This is a genomic window from Nonomuraea sp. NPDC049480 (assembly GCF_044465905.1).
In the GTDB taxonomy this organism is placed as follows: Bacteria; Actinomycetota; Actinomycetes; order Streptosporangiales; family Streptosporangiaceae; genus Nonomuraea.
In genome coordinates this window covers 632,675-650,674 of sequence record NZ_JBITMD010000003.1, presented here as the reverse complement: position 1 = coordinate 650,674, position 18,000 = coordinate 632,675, and the positions used below count along the sequence as shown (strand labels likewise).

At 71.1% G+C, this 18,000-nt stretch carries 15 protein-coding genes; 8 read left to right on the top strand and 7 right to left on the bottom strand.

The window, feature by feature from the left end; genetic code table 11:
- Nucleotides 1–76 precede the first annotated feature (76 nt).
- Together ACIBX3_RS12720 and iscB are read right to left on the bottom strand one after the other, a co-directional pair.
- On the bottom strand, nt 77–2,113 hold the full coding sequence (locus ACIBX3_RS12720; RefSeq protein ID WP_397116170.1) for a spermidine synthase: 2,037 nt from the start codon (nt 2,111–2,113) through the stop codon (nt 77–79).
- 85 nt (nt 2,114–2,198) lie between these two features.
- Entirely contained in the window at nt 2,199–3,149 is a 951-nt protein-coding gene (gene iscB, locus ACIBX3_RS12715; RefSeq protein ID WP_397116168.1) for an RNA-guided endonuclease IscB, read from the bottom strand.
- Between the two features lie 810 nt (nt 3,150–3,959).
- On the opposite strand from iscB, the gene ACIBX3_RS12710 reads away from it, so the two are divergent.
- Nucleotides 3,960–5,318, top strand: coding sequence for a S8 family peptidase (locus tag ACIBX3_RS12710; protein WP_397116166.1), 1,359 nt, complete (start codon nt 3,960–3,962; stop codon nt 5,316–5,318).
- 39 nt (nt 5,319–5,357) lie between these two features.
- On the opposite strand, the gene ACIBX3_RS12705 is transcribed toward ACIBX3_RS12710, so the two are convergent.
- Both ACIBX3_RS12705 and ACIBX3_RS12700 read right to left on the bottom strand, forming a co-directional pair.
- Nucleotides 5,358–5,558, bottom strand: a complete 201-nt coding sequence (locus ACIBX3_RS12705; RefSeq protein ID WP_397116164.1) for a hypothetical protein — start codon at nt 5,556–5,558, stop codon at nt 5,358–5,360.
- Nucleotides 5,559–5,601: 43 nt separating this feature from the next.
- Nucleotides 5,602–5,910 (bottom strand): DUF4190 domain-containing protein, encoded by a 309-nt coding sequence (locus tag ACIBX3_RS12700; protein WP_397116162.1) that lies wholly within the window; start codon nt 5,908–5,910, stop codon nt 5,602–5,604.
- 119 nt (nt 5,911–6,029) lie between these two features.
- Between ACIBX3_RS12700 and ACIBX3_RS12695 the strand changes: the two genes are divergently transcribed.
- The gene (locus ACIBX3_RS12695) at nt 6,030–6,818 is read left to right on the top strand and encodes an ion transporter (protein WP_397116160.1); all 789 of its coding nucleotides are present in this window, start codon (nt 6,030–6,032) and stop codon (nt 6,816–6,818) included.
- Between the two features lie 114 nt (nt 6,819–6,932).
- Here ACIBX3_RS12695 and rpsD read toward each other — a convergent pair whose 3' ends face one another.
- Entirely contained in the window at nt 6,933–7,547 is a 615-nt protein-coding gene (gene rpsD / locus ACIBX3_RS12690) for a 30S ribosomal protein S4 (RefSeq protein ID WP_397116389.1), read from the bottom strand.
- Between the two features lie 77 nt (nt 7,548–7,624).
- Between rpsD and ACIBX3_RS12685 the strand changes: the two genes are divergently transcribed.
- The 3 genes from ACIBX3_RS12685 (at nt 7,625) to ACIBX3_RS12675 (ending at nt 10,720) form a co-directional block, all read left to right on the top strand.
- Nucleotides 7,625–8,326, top strand: coding sequence for a DUF2470 domain-containing protein (locus tag ACIBX3_RS12685; protein WP_397116158.1), 702 nt, complete (start codon nt 7,625–7,627; stop codon nt 8,324–8,326).
- Nucleotides 8,327–8,404: 78 nt separating this feature from the next.
- Entirely contained in the window at nt 8,405–8,902 is a 498-nt protein-coding gene (locus ACIBX3_RS12680) for a hypothetical protein (protein ID WP_397116156.1), read from the top strand.
- 414 nt (nt 8,903–9,316) lie between these two features.
- A complete protein-coding gene (locus ACIBX3_RS12675; RefSeq protein WP_397116154.1) occupies nt 9,317–10,720 on the top strand; it encodes an MFS transporter in 1,404 nt (467 codons plus the stop codon).
- Nucleotides 10,721–10,920: 200 nt separating this feature from the next.
- On the opposite strand, the gene ACIBX3_RS12670 is transcribed toward ACIBX3_RS12675, so the two are convergent.
- Nucleotides 10,921–11,574 (bottom strand): TetR/AcrR family transcriptional regulator, encoded by a 654-nt coding sequence (locus ACIBX3_RS12670; RefSeq protein ID WP_397116152.1) that lies wholly within the window; start codon nt 11,572–11,574, stop codon nt 10,921–10,923.
- Nucleotides 11,575–11,646: 72 nt separating this feature from the next.
- On the opposite strand from ACIBX3_RS12670, the gene ACIBX3_RS12665 reads away from it, so the two are divergent.
- Nucleotides 11,647–13,221: an ABC-F family ATP-binding cassette domain-containing protein gene (locus ACIBX3_RS12665; RefSeq protein WP_397116150.1), complete on the top strand. Its 1,575-nt coding sequence runs from the start codon at nt 11,647–11,649 to the stop codon at nt 13,219–13,221.
- On the opposite strand, the gene ACIBX3_RS12660 is transcribed toward ACIBX3_RS12665, so the two are convergent.
- On the bottom strand, nt 13,218–14,414 hold the full coding sequence (locus ACIBX3_RS12660) for an ROK family protein (RefSeq protein WP_397116148.1): 1,197 nt from the start codon (nt 14,412–14,414) through the stop codon (nt 13,218–13,220). The genes ACIBX3_RS12665 and ACIBX3_RS12660 overlap by 4 nt on opposite strands.
- A gap of 218 nt (nt 14,415–14,632) precedes the next feature.
- On the opposite strand from ACIBX3_RS12660, the gene zwf reads away from it, so the two are divergent.
- Both zwf and edd read left to right on the top strand, forming a co-directional pair.
- Nucleotides 14,633–16,033 carry a glucose-6-phosphate dehydrogenase gene (gene zwf, locus ACIBX3_RS12655; RefSeq protein ID WP_397116387.1) on the top strand — a complete coding sequence of 467 codons (1,401 nt, stop codon included), beginning with the start codon at nt 14,633–14,635 and terminating at the stop codon, nt 16,031–16,033.
- On the top strand, nt 16,030–17,973 hold the full coding sequence (gene edd, locus ACIBX3_RS12650) for a phosphogluconate dehydratase (RefSeq protein ID WP_397116146.1): 1,944 nt from the start codon (nt 16,030–16,032) through the stop codon (nt 17,971–17,973). Before zwf ends, edd begins: the two co-directional genes overlap by 4 nt.
- Nucleotides 17,974–18,000 lie beyond the last annotated feature (27 nt).

Below are 18,000 nucleotides of genomic sequence, written 5' to 3'. Positions count from 1 at the left end.
ATCAACCCGCGAAGGGGACAATTAACCCGACCATTCATCAGGCCGCGCGTCACGGCCATTTTTCCGGTCTCTCGCGTCACACGAGCGCGCGTTTGCGGGGCATCAGGGCCAGCGCGCCCACGTACAGGAGGGCAGCGACGATCAACAGCCCCTTGTAGCCGATCACCAGGGCCGCGTATTCGAGGCAGCCGCCCACCATCGCCCCCAGCAGATTCGCGCCGAAGGAGGTGGTCGCGTCGGCCGTGTCGGCGAAGCGCTTGGCGAAGACCACGTTCGCGGCGAAGATCGGCAGGAACGCCACCGTCACGGCCGCCACCGCCCGCAGCGGCAGCGGCAGGGAGAGCAGCCATTCGTTCGGCACCAGCCAGGCCAGCAGCAGGCCGGCGAGCAGCACGCCGTACATGACCGGCAGCGGCGGGGTGCGGAAGCGGCGGGTGATCTCGACGGCGGCGAGCACGGCGACCAGGACGCCGGCGAAGACGATGGCGTTGACCACCCACGTGGTGCCGAACAGCAGCGCGAAGCCGGTCACGCTCTTGGTCTCCAGCAGCATGAACCCCACGCCGAGCAGGAACAGGTCGGCGTACGGGCGCATGCGCCGGTACGGGCCCGCGACGACGCGGACGGCGAGGAGGCTGACGATGAGGATCAGGGTGAGCGTGATGACGTAGATCGGCGGGATCGTGGCGTCGTGGAGGTAGAGGAAAGGCCGGTCGTCGTCGGCGGGCTGCGGCGTGCCGGCGGCGGCGCCCGGCCATTCGGAGGCGCAGCGCTGGTCCGACGCGGCCAGCCCGGCGGTGATCACGGCCTGCTGGCCGGCGGTGCTGACGACGTCGACGCACGGCTTGTGACCGAAGGCGCGCTGCATGGTCGAGGCCAGCCGGTCGACGAGCCAGCTCTCGCGGTAGTAGTTGTACATCGAGAACGTGCCGCCCGGCTTGAGGTGCTCGCGGGCGGCCCGCATGGCCTCCTCGGTGAACAGGTAGCTCTCCAGCCGCAGCGAGCTGGCCCCGGAGACGAGGGTGAGCGAGTCGGGCAGGGCGAACAGGATCAGGTCGTACGTGGCGCCGGTGCGCTCCAGGAAGGCGCGGCCGTCGGTGATGTGGGTGGTGACGCGCGGGTCGTCGTAGGGCCGGTCGGGGTGGACGGACTCGCCCAGCTCTCGGAGCTTGGGGTCGATCTCGACGGCGTCGACCCGGTTCGCGCCCTTGGACAGGGCGATCGCCACGTCGGTGCCGCTGCCCGCGCCCACGATGAGCACGTCCTTGGGGGGCTTGACGGTCCGCTCGTACGGCAGCCCGTACTGGCGCTCCCACTGCAGGCGGGCGGCGGCGGGCACGGCCTGCTGGTGCGGGATGCCGTTGACGGCGATGTCGGTGACGCCGATGCCGAGCACCTGCATCGGCTTGGAGGTGACCTTGTAGTACGGCGACCAGATCGCCCCCGCGGTCAGCGTCTCGGCCAGCAGCAGCCCGACGACGACCAGCGAGGGCACGGTCACCAGGCCTACGTAGAGCGCCCGCGGCCGGGGCACCAGCAGCAGGCCGTAGCAGATGGCGGCGATCAGCCCCCAGAAGACCGGCGGCGCGCTCAGGAACGACAGCGCCGTGAACGCCGCGATGCCGGTGAGGCTGCCGATCAGGTCGTAGCGGTAGGCCTCCAGGCGCGGCAGCTCGGGAAAGCAGCGGCCGACGAGCTCGGCGGGCCCCATGAGGATCAGCGCGGCGGCGCAGAAGATGACCGGCAGGATCAGCCACGCGGGCGGCCCGCTGGTGGACAGGCTCGTCCAATACAGGACGCCTTCGGTGTTCCTGTCGACGGTCACCGGGAACGTCAGCACGACGACGGCCAGGACGGCGAGCACGACCGGCGAGTAGTACGGCTGCCGCCGCGAGCGCCCCACGCGCAGGAACCCGAGCCCGATGCCCAGGAACGAGCCGAGCAGCACGAAGTTCGTGAAATAGCTGAGGTGGACGATGTTCGATCCGGTCCACCGGATCAGCGCCAGCTCGAGGAAGAGCATGAAGGCGCTGGCGAGGATGAGCCTCGGCCGCACCGCCAGCCAGTGGGCTTTCTCTCCGTCGTCGACCGGCTTCTGGGCCTGGAGCGTCATAGGACCTTCTCCGTGGATACTCCAGCCTTCAGGCCGGGGAGGAAACGGGCTCCCGCATAGCGGGGCGGGGAAAGGCGGCTCGCCGTCAGGGTGCGCACCGGTGTTCTTCCTTCTTGATCGTGTAGGTGTAGCCGTCGGCTCGCTGGAGCAGCCGGAGATGCTTGTACGAGGTCTTCACCGGCCCACCAGTAGTCTGCACGGTGTGACTGCCGGAGGTGCGCACGGCGACCCGGCCGGTGGATTTAGGGGCGCCGGTGCGGTGCCGGTTCCATTTCGTGCGGCCGCCGCTGCCGCAGCGCACGGGCAGGCCGGTCGCCGTCAGTGCCCTGAAGAGAGCCCAGCGGGTGGCGTTCACCGCGGCGGCATCCCGCAGCGGTGCCTTGGCCCGTGCCAGCACCCGAGCCAGGACCGCTGGGCGGCCGGCCAGGAACTCGGTGACCGGTGTGCTGTTCTTGGCCTGGTTGCAGGGCACGCATGCCAGGCACAGGTTGCTGATGCGATCCGAGCCGCCTCGTGAGCGGGGGTGGATGTGGTCGATGGTCAACGGGATGCCGCCCGCTGCGCAGTAGGCGCAGGCCCGCCCCCATTTTTCCAGCAGGTATTCGCGGGCCTCATAGCCGTGCAGCGTACCGTGCTGGTACTCCACGCCTGCCAGTGGCCTTCCTGCGGCCAGGGCGTGCGTGTCGAAGCGCACGGTCTCCACGTGGATCGCCCGCACTGGAGCCAGGCGGCGCAGCCGCGCCACCCAATTCATCGCGGTGTCCACCCGGTGTCGGAGGCTTGGGGCGAGCCAGCCGTCGGGGCGTCGACGGTTGGCGAACCTGGGGGCGCGAAAGCGCAGGTTCCGCGATCGTCTACCGCGCCGGTGGGCGGCCCGTGCCGTGAGCTTGTCGCGGATCTTGCCGCCGCGGTGGTCAAGCTGGATGCTGTACAGGCCGTGCCGGGCCACCACCGCCCGCCCCGACTTCAAGAGTTTGCGGGCGCGGGCTGGATGGCAGGGATCCAGCGGCGTGCCGTCCGAGGCCAGGACGAACACGCGGGGTGCGGTCTCACGACCGGCTTCTCCGCTTGCGCGGGTGACGCCCTCACCGCCAGGTGAGGCGGCGAGGGTCTCCCCTCGACCATGTTGGACACTCCGCTGCCCGAAAGCGTCCGCGCCCCGTTTCGTCCCTGCCCCAGGGTTGTCTGCAGGCGCGAATCCCAGGGTCCGCCGCTGAGGAAGCACGGCGGAGTGGATCTGCTGACGTGTGTCCAACGTAGCCACCAAGGTCACCTCCCTTGTCGTGGTGGCTGGGTCTGGTCACTCCGGCCCGCCCCACGTCAGACGGGGGAACGAGCCACGGCCTGCAGACCGAGGAGCGAGTGACGATGCCTCACCGTAGTCAGCTGGACCCGAAAACGCGGAAGCATCTGTGATCGGTTATGTGATCCTATTCCAGTGCTGGTGTCTGGGATCGTTTCCCACGGCGGTGGCTCGCATGGGGGTGCAGGTGAGATCCTGCGCCTGATGCTGCCCCGTGTGCCGCCCTCATCCTGCCTGCTACAGATATCGAACGAACAGCACGTCTGCCCCACCCTCGGCACCCCGATCTCACAATAAGTAACCGATAGATTACCATTCCATCAGGCTGCCGGGTGGAACATGCGAGCGATTCATGGCCACCCCGCTCATTACCAGTGATCTCTCTGCAATCCACTGAGCCCGACGGCCCGGAAAAGGTCGTCCACCTCGCGCAGTTTGGGGTGTTTTCGCAGGTCAAAACCCCTGGAATGCGCTGGACGTCCACCGCCGGATGGAGGAATGTTGGGACGTTCGTTTCCCTCCAGATACGACCGGTGGTGACACATGCGGGTCCTGATCCAGCTCCGTCCCTCCCCCGACCTGGTCGCGGCGGTGGCCGACCCCGGCCAGACCGCCACCACGGCCGACGTCGCGGACGGCCTGCCCGGCGTCGAACTCGACCCGGCCTTCGTTCCCGTGGCCCTGCCGCGGCCCGTTCCCGCGGTGGGCGGCGACCCCCTCTCGCTCAACCAGCCGCTCGACTTCTCCCTGGCCGCCGAGGACGCCTCCGTGCTGGTACGGGGCACGATCTCGGACGACGAGCCGGCCTCCAGGGTCACGATGCTGTCCGCGCTCCGGCCCGACGTGGTGGGAGTCTTCTCCGACCCGGTCATCGAGTCCTCGCCCACCTGCGGCGGCGATCCGCCGGTCGGCGACTGGCGCGACGTCGAGCGGCTCATGAACGTGGCCGGGCTGCACGCGGAGGGCCTCGACGGGACCGGCGTGGCGCTGGCCGTGCTGGACACCGGCGTCAACGCCGCCCACACCGCCAGGCAGCTCGGCAGAGGCGTCACGCTCGACGCCGACCGGTGCTGGAGCCCGCCGGGCGTGCCGGGCAAGCCGGGCGAGTTCGAGGTCGACCACGGGACGATGTGCGCGTTCGACGCGCTCATCGCCGCCCCGCAGGCCTCTCTGATCGACATCCCGCTGCTGCTGTCCACCCGGCCGGGCGGCTCGGCGCTGGACGGGCTGCTGTCGGACGCGGTGTCCGCGTTCGCGCACCTGCGTACCGTGCTGGGGGCCCAGCCGGCCGGCACGCGGGCGCTGGTCGTGAGCAACTCGTGGGGGTCGTTCTCGCCGGAGTGGGACTTCCCCGTCGGGCATCCGGGCAACTACTCCGACAACGCCGCCCATCCGTTCAACCTGATGGTGGCCGCCCTCGACCGGGCCGGCGCCGACGTGCTGTTCGCGGCCGGCAACTGCGGGCGTGAGTGCCCGGACGGGCGCTGCGCCTACCCCAACCGGCCCATCGTGGGCGCCAACTCCCACCCCAAGGCGCTGTCGATCGGCGGCATCGACGTCAACGGCGAGCGGGTGGGCTACTCCTCGCAGGGGCCGGGGCGGCTGACCGCCCGCAAGCCGGACGTGTGCGCGTACACGCACTTCCTGGGGTCGAAGGCGTTCGGCGACGGCGCGCCGGACTCGGGGACCTCCGCGGCGACCCCGGTGGTGGCGGGGCTGGTGGCGGCCGTGCGCACCACGTGGCCGTCGGCGAAGCTGTCGCCGGCCCAGCTGCGGGCGCTGTTGCGGCGGACCGCGGAGGATCGTAGCGAGGTGGGGTTCGACTACGACTACGGGTACGGGACCGTGGATCCGGCGGGGATCATCGCCGCCCTCCAGCGACGGGCCAAGAGCGCGGCCTGAGCCCCCGCATCCCACCGGACGGCCGGGGAGGCGGCGGGGTCAGGCGTTCTGGCGGCTGAACACGCGCGTCCCGACCGTGAGGCTGACCACGGCGAAGACCGCGGTCACCGCCACCCCCGCACCCACGGTGCCGGTCAGGTACTGCCCGTGGAACAGGTCGCGCAGCGCGTCCAGGACGTACCTGAAGGGGCTGATGTGCGAGATGGCGTCGAGCCGGCCCGGCGCCATCGGCATCGGCATCGGCAGGAACGAGCCGGGGCTCGGCGGCTACGGCGCGCGGCCGCTAGTAGCTGCTGGAGAAGCCGCCGGAGATGGCGGCGATGCCGAAGACGAAGATGAGGAACGCGAAGGTGAGGATCATGAGGATGGTGCTGATGATCCCGCAGATCCGCCCGGCCGCGATGTGCCCGCGGTTTTCGTAGGGGTAGCCGCTCTCGTCGATCTCGCGCAGCGCCTTGGTGCCCATCGACCACGCGAACGGCCCGAGGATGCTGCACACCACCAGGCTGAGGATGCCGAGCACGAGGATGGTCGTGCCGTTGGGGTGGCTGTGCTGCGGCCCGTAGGCGGGACCGTAGTTCGGGTAAGACATGATCGCTCGGCCCCCTCGCATGCGGCAGTCAGGTGGGTTTATACCACAGACTCCCTCTTGATCATGGTGCGTCATCATGGTACGGCACCGAACCGATCCCGCCCAAGGAGCCTGCCCCTGTGCGTGAACGCACCCAAACCATCATCACCCACCGGCACTTCCAGCGGTTCATCGTCGCCGTCATCCTGATCAACGCAGGCACGCTCGGCCTGGAGACCTTCCCGGCCGTCGTCGAGCGCCACGGCACCCTGCTGACCGTGGTCGACCACATCGCGCTCTACGTCTTCGCCTCCGAGCTGGCGGTCAAGCTCTATGTCGAGCGCTGCGCGTTCTTCCGCGACCCCTGGAACCTCTTCGATTTCGTCATCGTGGCCATCGCCTTCGCACCCGCGACGGGTGGCCTGTCGGTGCTGCGCTCGTTACGCATCCTGCGCGCGCTGCGGCTGCTGTCGGTCGTGCCGAGCCTGCGCCGGGTGGTGTCGGCGCTGCTGCGGGCGATGCCGGGGATGAGCTCGATCGTGGTGCTGCTCGCCCTGGTGCTGTACGTGGCCGCGGTCATGGCCACCAAGCTCTACGGGCAGGCCTCCCCCGACCGCTTCGGCAGCCTGCCGACCTCGCTGTTCACCCTCTATCAGACGATGACCGGCGACGACTGGGGCAACATCGCCAGGGAGGTGATGATCCGGCACCCGTCGGCCTGGATCTTCTTCACGATCTTCATTCTGGTGTGCACGTTCGTGATTTTGAACCTCTTCATGGCCGTCGTGGTCAGCGCCATGGACGAGGAGAACGCCGAGGAGCGGGCCGCGATCGAGGACACCACCGCCCACACCGAGCGGATCCTGGAGGAGCTGGCCGAGCTCCGCAAGGAGGTCGCCGAGCTCCGCCGGCAGGGCACCCCCGGGTGACCCGCCGCGCGGCCGGCAGGCCGCCCGGCGGGCGCTCCCGCGAAGAAGCGCAAAGAGCGCCCCGCTCTCCCGGCTCGAGCCGGTCGGCGTGACGCTCTTCCGATTGATCTGCGGCTAACGAGAATAGAACTCCACCACGAGCTGCTCATCGACGGGGACGACGATCTGCTCGCGCTCGGGCCGGTGCGTCAGCGTGAAGCGCAGGTCGGCGTGGTCGACCGACAGATAGGGCGCGATGCGCTCGTCGGCGTGGATCCCCTCGGCGGCGGCCACGAACGGCTGCATCCTGCGCGACCGCTCCCTCACCGTGATGACCTGGCCGGGCTTGACCAGGTAGCTGGGGATGTCCACCTTGCGGCCGTCCACGGCGATGTGGCCGTGGTTGATGTACTGCCTGGCGGCGTAGATCGACGGCGCGAGCCCTGCGCGCAGGACGAGCGAGGCGAGGCGGCTCTCCAGCAGGGTCACCAGCTCGGCGCCGGACGCCCCGGACTTGCGTACGGCGAGGTCCCAGTAGCGGCGCAGCTGCCGCTCCGAGACGTCGTAGTACCAGCGCAGCTTCTGCTTCTCCAGCAGCCGCAGGCCGTAGTCGCCGGTGGTGCGGCGGTTGGTCTTACGGCCGTGCTCGCCCGGCGGGTAGGGGCGCTGCTCGAAGTAGCGGACGGCTTTCCTGGTCAGCGGGACGCCCGCGCGACGCGACAGTCGCACCTTGGGGCCGGTGTAGCGCACGTTCACCTCAATGTGATTAGGTAGTCCTTACTAAGGTAAGGCTAACCTAGCACTAAATGTTACCCCTAGGAGGCGTCATGCTGCCGATCCCCGAGCGGGTCCGCACTCTCGCCGCGACCGCCAGCGTCGCCAAGCTCTCCGTCGACGGCGCCCCCTCGCCCGCCCGAGGCGGCGTGGACGAGCGCGGCCGTCCCGTGCTCCTGGTGCTTCCCCGCGAGCCGCTGCACGGCCTGAGCGGGGACGCCGTGGTGGCGGTGAACCTCACGGCGATGCGGCAACTGGGTGAGGTGACGCACCCGCGCGGGCTGATCGAGGTGCAGGGCTGGGCCGAGGCGGTGCCCGAGAGCGAGGCGCGGGCCGCGGCGGTGGCGGTGGCCGCGCACAGCGCGGAGGAGAGCCTGTTCGAGGCGCTGGAGCGGTTCGGCGAACGGGGCGCGCCCCAGCTGCTGCGCATGGACGTGGGCCAGGTCGTCTACCTGACCGGCCAGGAGTCGGGGCTGCTCGACGCCGACGACTACCTGGGCGCGAGGCCCGACCCGCTGACCGAGACCGCCGAGCGGGTGCTCGCCCACGTCAACTCCTCGCACCGGGCGCAGCTGACCGCCGGCGTGTCCAGGCAGCTGGGCGAGGCGCCCGGCGATGTGTGGCTGTGGGAGCTGGACCGGTTCGGCGCGACCGTACGGGTGGACGAGTCATTGGTGCGCTTCGCGTGGCCGACGCCGGCGCAGTCGGGGCTGTGCCTGGAGACGGCGCTGCGCGGCCTGCTCTGCAGCTGTTAATCACGGTTTTATGTGGATTAAACGGACATAGCTTTACATCGGCCCGAGGAGTGGTCCGGCGTCTCTAGCATCAGATGCGTGAGTGGAGCGCATCGATCGCCGGGCACGGCCGTCTCCGTCGACCAGAGGGGCCGGCGCAGGCGGGTGCTGATGATCGCCGGAGTGCTGCTCGGCACGCTGATGCTGGCCACGGCGGCGGTGCTGATCGGTGGCGCGTTCAACACGGCCAGGCTGGACGCCGTCGAGTGGCCCGGCGACGGGAGCGGCGCGCCCGAGAAGTCCGTGCCGGCCGCCATCGAGTCGAGCCCGGCGACGGGACGGCCCACCAGATCGGTCGCGCCCGTGGTCCCGGCCACGCCCGCGCCCAGGCGCACGGCCACCCCCACCCGGTCCCGGAGCCAGGCCCCCGTGGCGCGGCAGAGCACCAGCCCGGCCGCCACGCCGGTCTCCAAGACGCCGACGCCGGCCCCGCCTGCCAGCGCTCCGGCCACGACCGACGCCGAGCGCATCCCGCCCGGCCAGACGAAGGAACCTCCCGGCCTCGGCTCGGACAAGACGCACGGCCCGAAGAATTGAGCCGGTCCGGCCCTCAGGTGAGGCCGGTCGAGTCCGTCTCTCCTGCCGCGCACCAGGCCCGGAGGGCCGATCCTCGCGGCCGCTGGTTCCTCGCGGTGGTCGCGGTGGTGCTCATGACCTTCGCGCTGCCCTGGCAGACGATCCGCCGCGAGGGGATTTTCTCCTCTTAGAGGCTTTCTCCTCTCAAGGGATACGACCCCCTCCTTTTACGGTCGCCCGACGTCACCGCACGCGCCGCACCGGGTTGCCGTCTGTCATGGCCGGTCGTGAAGGCTCACGGGCTGCCCGCCGCGACGAAGCGCCCTCTTGCCTTGTGCCGTGGTGAGGCCGAATCTCACGCCTCCATTTATGGAATGAAGCGTTCCGTTCTGTTATAGTGGAACAGAACGAGCCGTTCCGATCCTGGAGGCAGAGATGACCGCTCTCGACATCCGCCCAGTGCAGACACCCGCCGAGCCGGCGCCCTACAAGTGGCGCCGGCCCGCGCTCGCGGTGATCCTCGCCGGTTCGGTGATGGAGCTGCTCGACGCCACCGTCACCAACGTCGCGGGCCCCACGATGCGGGCCGAGCTGGGGGGCGGCGCCTCACTCATCCAGTGGCTCGGCGCGGCGTACACGCTGGCCATGACCGCGGGCCTGCTGGTCGGCGGGCGGCTGGGCGACATCGTGGGCCGCAGGCGCATGTTCCTCATCGGGGTCGCCGGATTCACGGCCGGGTCGCTGCTGTGCGCCCTGGCCTTCTCCCCCGAGACGATCATCGCGGCCAGGATCGTGCAGGGACTGTTCGGGGCGGCGATGATCCCCCAGGGCATGGGGATGATGAAGGAGATGTTCCCGCCCAAGGAGCTCGCGGCGGCGATGGGACTGTTCGGGCCGGTCATGGGACTGTCCGCGGTGGGCGGGCCGATCCTGGCGGGCGCGCTGACCAGCGTCGACTGGCGGCTCATCTTCCTGATCAACCTGCCCGTCGGCGTGGCCGCCGCGCTGGCCGCCCTGCGCTACCTGCCCGGCACCCGTCCCGCCGGGGGCGTGCGGCTCGATCTGCCGGGGGCGCTGCTGGCCTCGGCGGGCACCGTGCTGATCGTGTTCCCGCTGGTGCAGGGCGGCGAGCACGGATGGCCGGCGTGGTCGTTCGGCATGATGGCCGCCTCGGGCGTGGTGTTCGCCGGGTTCGCCGCGTACGAGCGGCGCAAGGCCGCGCGCGGCGGCGACCCGCTGGTGGCGCCGAGCCTGTTCCGCAAGCGGGCGTTCGTCTCCGGCATGGCGACCGGCACGATCTACTTCGCCGCGTTCGCCGGGATCTTCTTCGTGGTCGGGCTCTACACGCAGCTCGGCCTGGAGTACTCCCCGCTCAAGGCGGCGCTGACCGGAGTCCCCTCGTCGCTCGGCATGATCGCGGGCATGGGGATCGCGCAGGCCGCGCGGCGGCACGGGCGGCGAGTGCTCCTGGCCGGGGCGCTCGTCATGGGACTCGGCGTGCTCGGCGTGATCGCCGTCGCCGCGCCGGGCGTCTCCCCCTGGCAGCTGGCTCCGGTGCTCGCGGTGACCGGTCTGGGCAGTGGCCTGATCATGAGCCCGTACTTCGGCATCGTGATGGCGGCGGTCGAGCCCGGCGAGACCGGCTCGGCGTCCGGCACGCTGACCGCGCTGCAGCAGGTCGGCGGCGCGCTGGGGCTGGCGCTGCTGGGCACGGTGTACTTCGGGACCGGCAGCGTGCAGATCACGCTCGGGGTGGCGGCCGGGATGATCGTCGCGACCTTCGCGGTCGGGCTGCTGCTGCCCAAGCAGGCCATGGACGACGTGAACCCCGTCCACTGAGGACCCGGAGAGCCCGCTGCGTGCGGGCTCTCCACCCTCGGGCCGGCGTCTCCCGGTACGCCGCCTCACCCCTGACCGCCTCACCCTGACCGCCTCACCCGTGACGACGCCTCATCGGGAGGCATGTCATGGGCGGGGCGGTCTTGGTTGGGCCGGCGCGCCGTTGCCCGATGCCGCGCCGGGCCCGGCCGGGCGGCTCGTCAGAGGGGGCCGGTTTCTGGTTTTCTGGCCTGCTCCATCCCGGCGAGGAGGTAGCCGAGGCCCTCGTCGAACGTGGCGTCCCACTCGTGGTCGAGGCCATGCTCGGCGAGGGCCGGGTAGCGGGCGGCGCGCTCGCGCAGGAACGCGCCGGTGTCCTCACCGTCGCCGTCCTGCAAGCTGACCTGCATGATGACCGAGCCCATGACGTAGTTGGACAAGCTGTAGGCGGCGGCCCGGGGGTCGGCGAAGCCGGCGGCCGCCAGTGCCGCGTACAAGAACTCGGTGCGCTCCAGCGCGTTCGGGCCCATGAGCGGGCGGTCCAAGATGGTGGCCGACCACGGATGGCGCAACAGGGCCGCGCGCCAGCCGCTGATCAGCGCGCGCACGAGCGCGTGCCAGGCGCCGTCCGGCCGCCGCTCCGGCAGGCGCACCTCGCCGAAGACGGCGTCCAGGGCCAGGTCCAGCACGTCGTCCTTGGTCTTGACGTGCCAGTAGAGGGTGGTCGAGCCGGTGTCGAGCCGCTCGGCCAGACGGCGCATGGTCAGCCGCCCCACGCCTTGCTCGTCGAGCAGCGCGACCGCCTCGGCCACGATCCGCTCCAGCGTCAGCGTCTGCCTCGGCGCCTTCTGGGGGCGCGACCACACGGTGTCCACGAAGGAGATAATACGTTGTACGAGCGACCGGATCGATGGTCTAGTAATAGAACAGCGATCGAGGGAGCTGCCATGGGACACATCGAAGTGAGCGGGGTGACGTACCTGCTGCCCGACGGGCGGCCGCTGCTGCTGGAGGCGTCGTTCAAGGTGGGCGACGGAGCCAAGGCGGCGCTCGTCGGGCCCAACGGCGCCGGCAAGACCACGCTGCTGCGGCTGATCGCCGGCGAGCTGGAGCCCGCCGACGGCCGGATCGCGAGCAGCGGCGGCATCGGCGTGATGCGGCAGTTCCTCGGCGCGGGCACCGTGCACGACCTGCTGCTCAACGTGGCGCCGCAGCGTGTCCGGGACGCGGCGGCGGAACTCGAAGCGGCCGAGGCCGCGATCTCCCGGACCGACGACGAGCCCGCCCAGCTGGCCTACGCCCAGGCCATCGCCGACTACGCCGACGCCGGGGGCTACGAGCTGGAGGTCGTGTGGGACGTGTGCGCGACGGAGGCCCTGGGGCTGCCGTACGAGCGGATCAAGGACCGGAGCCTGGCCACGCTGTCGGGCGGCGAGCAGAAGCGGCTCATGCTGGAGGCGCTGCTGCGCGGCCCCGACGAGGTCCTGCTGCTGGACGAGCCGGACAACTACCTGGACGTGCGCGGCAAGCAGTGGCTGGAGCGGGCGATCAGGGGCTCGGCCAAGACCGTGTTGCTCGTCTCGCACGATCGGCAACTGCTGGCCGAGGCGGCCGACCGGATCGTCACCGTGGAGGGGCGCACGGTGTGGGTGCACGGCGGCGGCTTCGCGAGCTACGCCGAGGCGCGCAGGCGGCGCAGGGAGCGGCTGGAGGAACGGCGGCAGCGCTGGGAGGACGAGCGGGCCAGGTTGCGGCGGCTCGTGCACACGCTGCGCCAGCGCTCGGCGAACAACGACGCGCTCGCGGGGGCGTACCAGTCGGCGGTGACGCGGCTGGAGCGGTTCGAGCGGGAGGGGCCGCCGCAGCGGGCGCCGAAGGAGCAGAACGTCCGCATGCGGCTGCGCGGCGGGCGTACCGGGAAGCGGGCGGTGGTCTGCGAGGAGCTGGAGCTGACGGGGCTGCTGCGGCCGTTCTCGACCGAGATCTGGTACGGCGAACGGGTCGGCGTGCTCGGTATGAACGGCACCGGAAAGTCCCATTTCCTGCGCCTGCTGGCCGGCGAGCCGATCGCGCACACCGGCGCCGCCCGCCTGGGCGCCAGGGTCACGCCCGGCTACTTCGCGCAGACCCACCTGCGGCCCGACCTGAAGGGCAAGGCGGCCGCCGACGTGGTGATGCGCGAGCACGCGATGACCCGCAACGACGCCATGGCGGCGCTGGCCCGCTACGAGCTGGCGCCGGCCGGCGGCCAGCCGTTCGAGACACTGTCGGGCGGGCAGCAGGCCCGGCTGCAGATCCTGCTGCTGGAGCTGTCGGGGGCGACGTTGCTGCTGCTCGACGAGCCGACCGACAACCTGGACCTGGCCAGCGCGGAGGCGTTGCAGCGGGGTCTGGAGGGCTTCGAGGGGACGGTGCTGGCGGTCACGCACGACCGGTGGTTCGCCGCCGACCTCGACCGGTATCTGATCTTCGGCGCGGACGGGCTCGTACGGGAGAGCGACGAGCCGCGCTGGGACCGCTAGCTGGAGACCCTGCGCAGGGACGAGACCGTCATGGTGTCGTCGACCGCCTCGGGCGAGAGCACGTGGTCGAGCACCATGACCGCGCACCCGCTGATGCCCGCTCCCGCGCCCAGCCTGCTCGGCTCGATGCGCAGCCGCCGGGTGGCCAGGGCCGTGGAGCGGCGGTAGACGACCTCGCGGATGCTCGACACCAGCGGCCCGAACGCCTCCGCCACGTCGCCGCCCAGCACCACCACCGACGGGTTGAGGATGTTGACCGCCCCGGCCAGCACCTCGCCGATCCGGCGCCCGGCGGTGCGGACCATGGCCATGGTCTCGGCGTCGCCCGCCCGTACGAGCGCCGTGACGTCCGCGATGGTCTTGACGTCCTTGCCGGCCGCGCGCAGGTCGCGCAGCAGCGCGGTGCCGCTGGCCACGGAGTCGACGCAGTCGGTGTTGCCGCAGCGGCACAACACGCCGCCGCCGTCCTGCACCGGGATGTGCCCGATCTCGCCCGCCGCGCCGAGCGCGCCGCGCAGGATGCCGCCGCCGGCGATCACGCCCGCGCCGATGCGCGTGGAGACCTTGACGAACATCAGGTCGTCCAGGTCGGGGTAGGTGCCGCGGTGCTCGCCGATGGCCAGCACGTTCACGTCGTTGTCCACGAGCACGGGGACGGGGAAGCGCTCGCGGATGATCGGCGGGATCACCACGCCGGTCCATGACGCCATCACGCGGGCGCTCTCGGTGCGGCCCTGCGCGAACTCGACGGTGGCCGGCATGCCCATCCCGACGCCCCTGATCATCGAGCGCGGGCGGTCGCCGAGCAGTTCGTCCCAGGTGTCCATGAGCACCGGCAGCACGACGTCGGGCCCCTGCTCCACGTCCATCGCGAACTCGCGGCCGTCCAGCTCCGCCCCGGCCAGGTCGCAGATCGCCACCCGGGTGCGGCTGGCGCCGAGCGCCGCCACCAGCACCACGCCGCCCGTGGCGTTGAACTCCAGCCGGACCGGTGGCCGCCCGCCCGTGGACGGGGCGTCGGTGCGCTCCACGACCAGGCCGCGGTCCAGCAGTTCGGCGACGCGCAGCTGGACGGCGGGTCGCGACAGGCCGGTCACCCGGCCCAGGTCGGCCCGCGTCACGGCCTCACCGGTGCGGATCAGGCGCAGCACCTCGCCGCTCGTGGCGAGGGTCCCGGCGGTACGTCGTGGCATCGGCTAAGTGAACCACATGGGGTTAGGTCATGAAAAGTCATTACTTTTTTATCTCAAATGCCAAAACTCCGCTTGTGTACATCCCAAACTCTCGTTAGTGTCCGTTCTGTCCCTGCTTTGGTAGATCATCGGAGTCCCTCACCGTGTCCACCCATCCGGCAACCACCACCGCCCACACCGCCGACCTCGTGGTCTTCGGCGGAACCGGCGACCTGTCCATGCGCAAACTGCTCCCGGCGCTGTACCACAGCGACAGGGAGGGCCGGCTCTCCCCGGAGACCCGCGTCATCGCCATGTCCAGGGGCGGGCTGACCGACGCCGACTTCCGCGGCAAGGTGGACGCCGAGGTACGCGACCGGGTCCCGGTCGACGACCCGGACGTGTGGCGGCGTTTCCTGGGCCGGTTGCACCACGTGTCGGTCGACGTCGGAGGCGCCGACCGGTCGGGCTGGGAGGCGCTGGCGGCGACCCTGGCCGGTTCCGAGGCGCGCGACCGGGTGTTCTACCTGGCCAGCCCGCCGCGTACGTTCGGCCCCTTCTGCCGGGAACTGGCCGAGGCCGGCCTGGTGACGCCGCGCTCCCGCGTGGTGCTGGAGAAGCCGCTGGGCCACGACCTGCCGAGCGCGCAGGCGATCAACGACGAGGTCGGCGCCATCTTCGAGGAGCGCCAGATCTTCCGCATCGACCACTACCTGGGCAAGGAGACCGTCCAGAACCTGCTGGTCCTGCGCTTCGCCAACGCCTTCCTGGAGCCGGTCTGGAACTCGCTCTGGATCGACCACGTCCAGATCACCGCCGCCGAGACGGTCGGCACGCCGGGCCGGCGCGGCTACTACGACGACGCCGGCGCGCTGCGCGACATGGTGCAGAACCACCTGCTCCAGCTCCTCACCCTGACCGCGATGGAGCCGCCGGCCCGCAACGACCGCGAGGCCATCCGCGACGAGAAGGTCAAGGTGCTGCAGGCGCTGCGGCCGATCGCGGGCACCGAGGCTGACCGTTTCACCGTGCGCGGCCAGTACGTCGGGGCCGGTGACATGCCCGGCTACCTCGACGAGCCGGGCTCCACGGCGCCGACCGAGGCGTCGCGGCGGGTGGAGACGTTCACCGCGATCCGCGCCGAGGTGAAGAACTGGCGGTGGGCCGGAGTGCCGTTCTACCTGCGGACCGGCAAGCGGATGCCGCACCGGCGCTCGGAGATCGTGGTGCAGTTCAAGGACGTGCCGCACTCCATCTTCCCCGGCGGCACGCCGAACCGCCTCGTGCTGCGGCTGCAGCCGGAGGAGGGCATCGAGCTGCACATCATGGCCAAGGAGCCGGGCGCGGGCGAGGTGACGCTGAAGCCGGTGCCGATGTCCCTGAGCTTCGGCGAGACGTTCACGGCTCGGGTGCCGGAGGCGTACGAGCGGCTGCTGACGGACGTGCTGGCCGGGAATCCGACGCTGTTCATGCGCCGCGACGAGGTGGAGGCGGCTTGGCGCTGGATCGACCCGATCCTGGACGCCTGGAAGGCCGACCCCGCCCTGCCCGAGCCCTACCCGGCCGGAACCACCGGCCCCGCCGGAGCCCACGAACTGCTCGGCCGTAGCGGTCGCGCGTGGCACGAGGAGGAACTGTGAATCCCGTCATCCAGGAGATCACCGACCGCATCGCCGAACGCAGCGCCACGAGCCGTGCCACCTACCTGGCTCGCATCCGGCGCGACGGCGAGGCCGCCAGGGCCAAGGGGCCGGCGCGCGCCCACCTCGGGTGCGCGAACCTCGCGCACGGCTTCGCCGCCGCGAACGCCGAGGACAAGCCCATTCTGCGGGGTGCGGCCAAGCCCGGCGTCGCGATCGTGACCAGCTACAACGACATGCTGTCGGCGCACCAGCCGTATGAGACGTACCCGCCGGAGCTGAAGGCGGCCGTGCGCAAGGCCGGAGGCGTCGCGCAGGTCGCCGGCGGCGTGCCCGCCATGTGCGACGGCATCACCCAGGGGCGGGCCGGCATGGAGCTGTCGCTCTACAGCCGCGACGTGATCGCCATGGCCACCGCGATCGCGCTGTCGCACGACATGTTCGACGCGTCGCTGCTGCTGGGCGTGTGCGACAAGATCGTGCCGGGCCTGTTCATCGGAGCGCTGCACTTCGGGCACCTGCCGGCGATCTTCGTGCCGGCCGGGCCGATGGCCTCCGGTCTGCCGAACAAGGTCAAGGCGCGCACCCGCCAGCTGTTCGCCGAGGGCAAGGTCGGACGGGTCGAGCTGCTGGACGCCGAGGCGAAGTCGTACCACTCCCCCGGCACCTGCACCTTCTACGGCACCGCGAACTCCAACCAGGCGCTCATGGAGGTCATGGGCCTGCACCTGCCGGGTTCGACGTTCGTCAACCCGCACACCGAGCTGCGCCACGCGCTGACGGAGGCGGCCGGACGGCGAGCGGTGGAGATCACCGCGCACGGCGAGGAGTACACGCCGATCGGCGAGGTGGTCGACGAGAAGTCCATCGTGAACGCCTGCGTCGCGCTGCTGGCCACCGGCGGCTCCACGAACCACACGCTGCATCTGGTCGCCATGGCGGCGGCCGCCGGCATCATCTTGACCTGGGATGACTTCGCCCGCCTGTCGCCGGTCGTGCCGTCGCTCACCAAGATCTACCCGAACGGCCAGGCGGACGTGAACCACTTCCGCGACGCCGGCGGCATGCAGGTGCTCATCGGCGACCTGCTCGACGAGGGTCTGCTGCACGCCGACGTCATGACCGTGGCCGGGCCCGGCCTCGACCGCTACCGCGAGGCGCCGTCACTGGTGGACGGTTCTCCGGTCTGGGCGCCCGTCACCGGCGGCAGCGCCGACCTGGACGTGCTGCGGCCGGTCGCGCGGCCGTTCTCGGCGGACGGCGGCATCCACATGGTCGAGGGCAACCTGGGCCGCGCCGTCAGCAAGGTGTCGGCGGTCAAGGCCGAGCACCTGGTGATCGAGGCGCCGGCCAAGGTCTTCGACGACCAGCTGGACCTGCTGAAGGCGTTCGAGGCCGGCGAGCTGGACGGGCAGGACTTCGTGGCGGTCATCCGCTACCAGGGGCCGAGCGCGAACGGCATGCCCGAGCTGCACAAGCTCACGCCGCCGCTGGCCGTGCTGCTCGACCGTGGGCAGCGGGTGGCCATCGTCACCGACGGCCGCATGTCGGGGGCCTCCGGGAAGGTGCCGGCCGCCATCCACCTGTCGCCCGAGGCTGCTGACGGCGGGCCCATCGCGCTGGTCCGCGACGGCGACGTGATCAGGCTCGACTCGGCGGCGGGGACGCTGGAGCTGCTGGTGCCCGCCGAGGAGCTGGCCCGGCGCACGCCCGAGGGGCGGCCGCTGAGCGACGCGCAGTGGGTCGGCACGGGACGGGAGTTGTTCGCGGTGTTCCGCCGGATGGCGGGGCACGCCGAGCAGGGGGCCGGGATCTTCGGCGTCAGCGGTGCCGAGTCTCCGCACCACGGCCCCGGGCTGGGCTTCCCCGCCGAGGCCGGCGTCTCCCACTTGGAGACCGGCACCCCCGTCGGGGCGCGGCCCGCGGGAATGGTGAGGTGAGCGGTCGCCTGCCCGCGCGGAGGACGG

What these genes read in the sequence shown, in the direction of transcription:
- ACIBX3_RS12685 (WP_397116158.1), top strand. Translation starts at nt 7,625, where the DNA reads ATGCTGCCGATCCCCGAGCGGGTCCGCACTCTCGCCGCGACCGCCAGC.
- ACIBX3_RS12660 (WP_397116148.1), bottom strand. Translation starts at nt 14,414, where the DNA reads ATGCCACGACGTACCGCCGGGACCCTCGCCACGAGCGGCGAGGTGCTG.
- ACIBX3_RS12665 (WP_397116150.1), top strand. Translation starts at nt 11,647, where the DNA reads ATGGGACACATCGAAGTGAGCGGGGTGACGTACCTGCTGCCCGACGGG.
- ACIBX3_RS12720 (WP_397116170.1), bottom strand. Translation starts at nt 2,113, where the DNA reads ATGACGCTCCAGGCCCAGAAGCCGGTCGACGACGGAGAGAAAGCCCAC.
- ACIBX3_RS12710 (WP_397116166.1), top strand. Translation starts at nt 3,960, where the DNA reads ATGCGGGTCCTGATCCAGCTCCGTCCCTCCCCCGACCTGGTCGCGGCG.
- zwf (WP_397116387.1), top strand. Translation starts at nt 14,633, where the DNA reads ATGCGCAAACTGCTCCCGGCGCTGTACCACAGCGACAGGGAGGGCCGG.
- ACIBX3_RS12700 (WP_397116162.1), bottom strand. Translation starts at nt 5,910, where the DNA reads ATGTCTTACCCGAACTACGGTCCCGCCTACGGGCCGCAGCACAGCCAC.
- ACIBX3_RS12675 (WP_397116154.1), top strand. Translation starts at nt 9,317, where the DNA reads ATGACCGCTCTCGACATCCGCCCAGTGCAGACACCCGCCGAGCCGGCG.
- ACIBX3_RS12705 (WP_397116164.1), bottom strand. Translation starts at nt 5,558, where the DNA reads ATGCCGATGCCGATGGCGCCGGGCCGGCTCGACGCCATCTCGCACATC.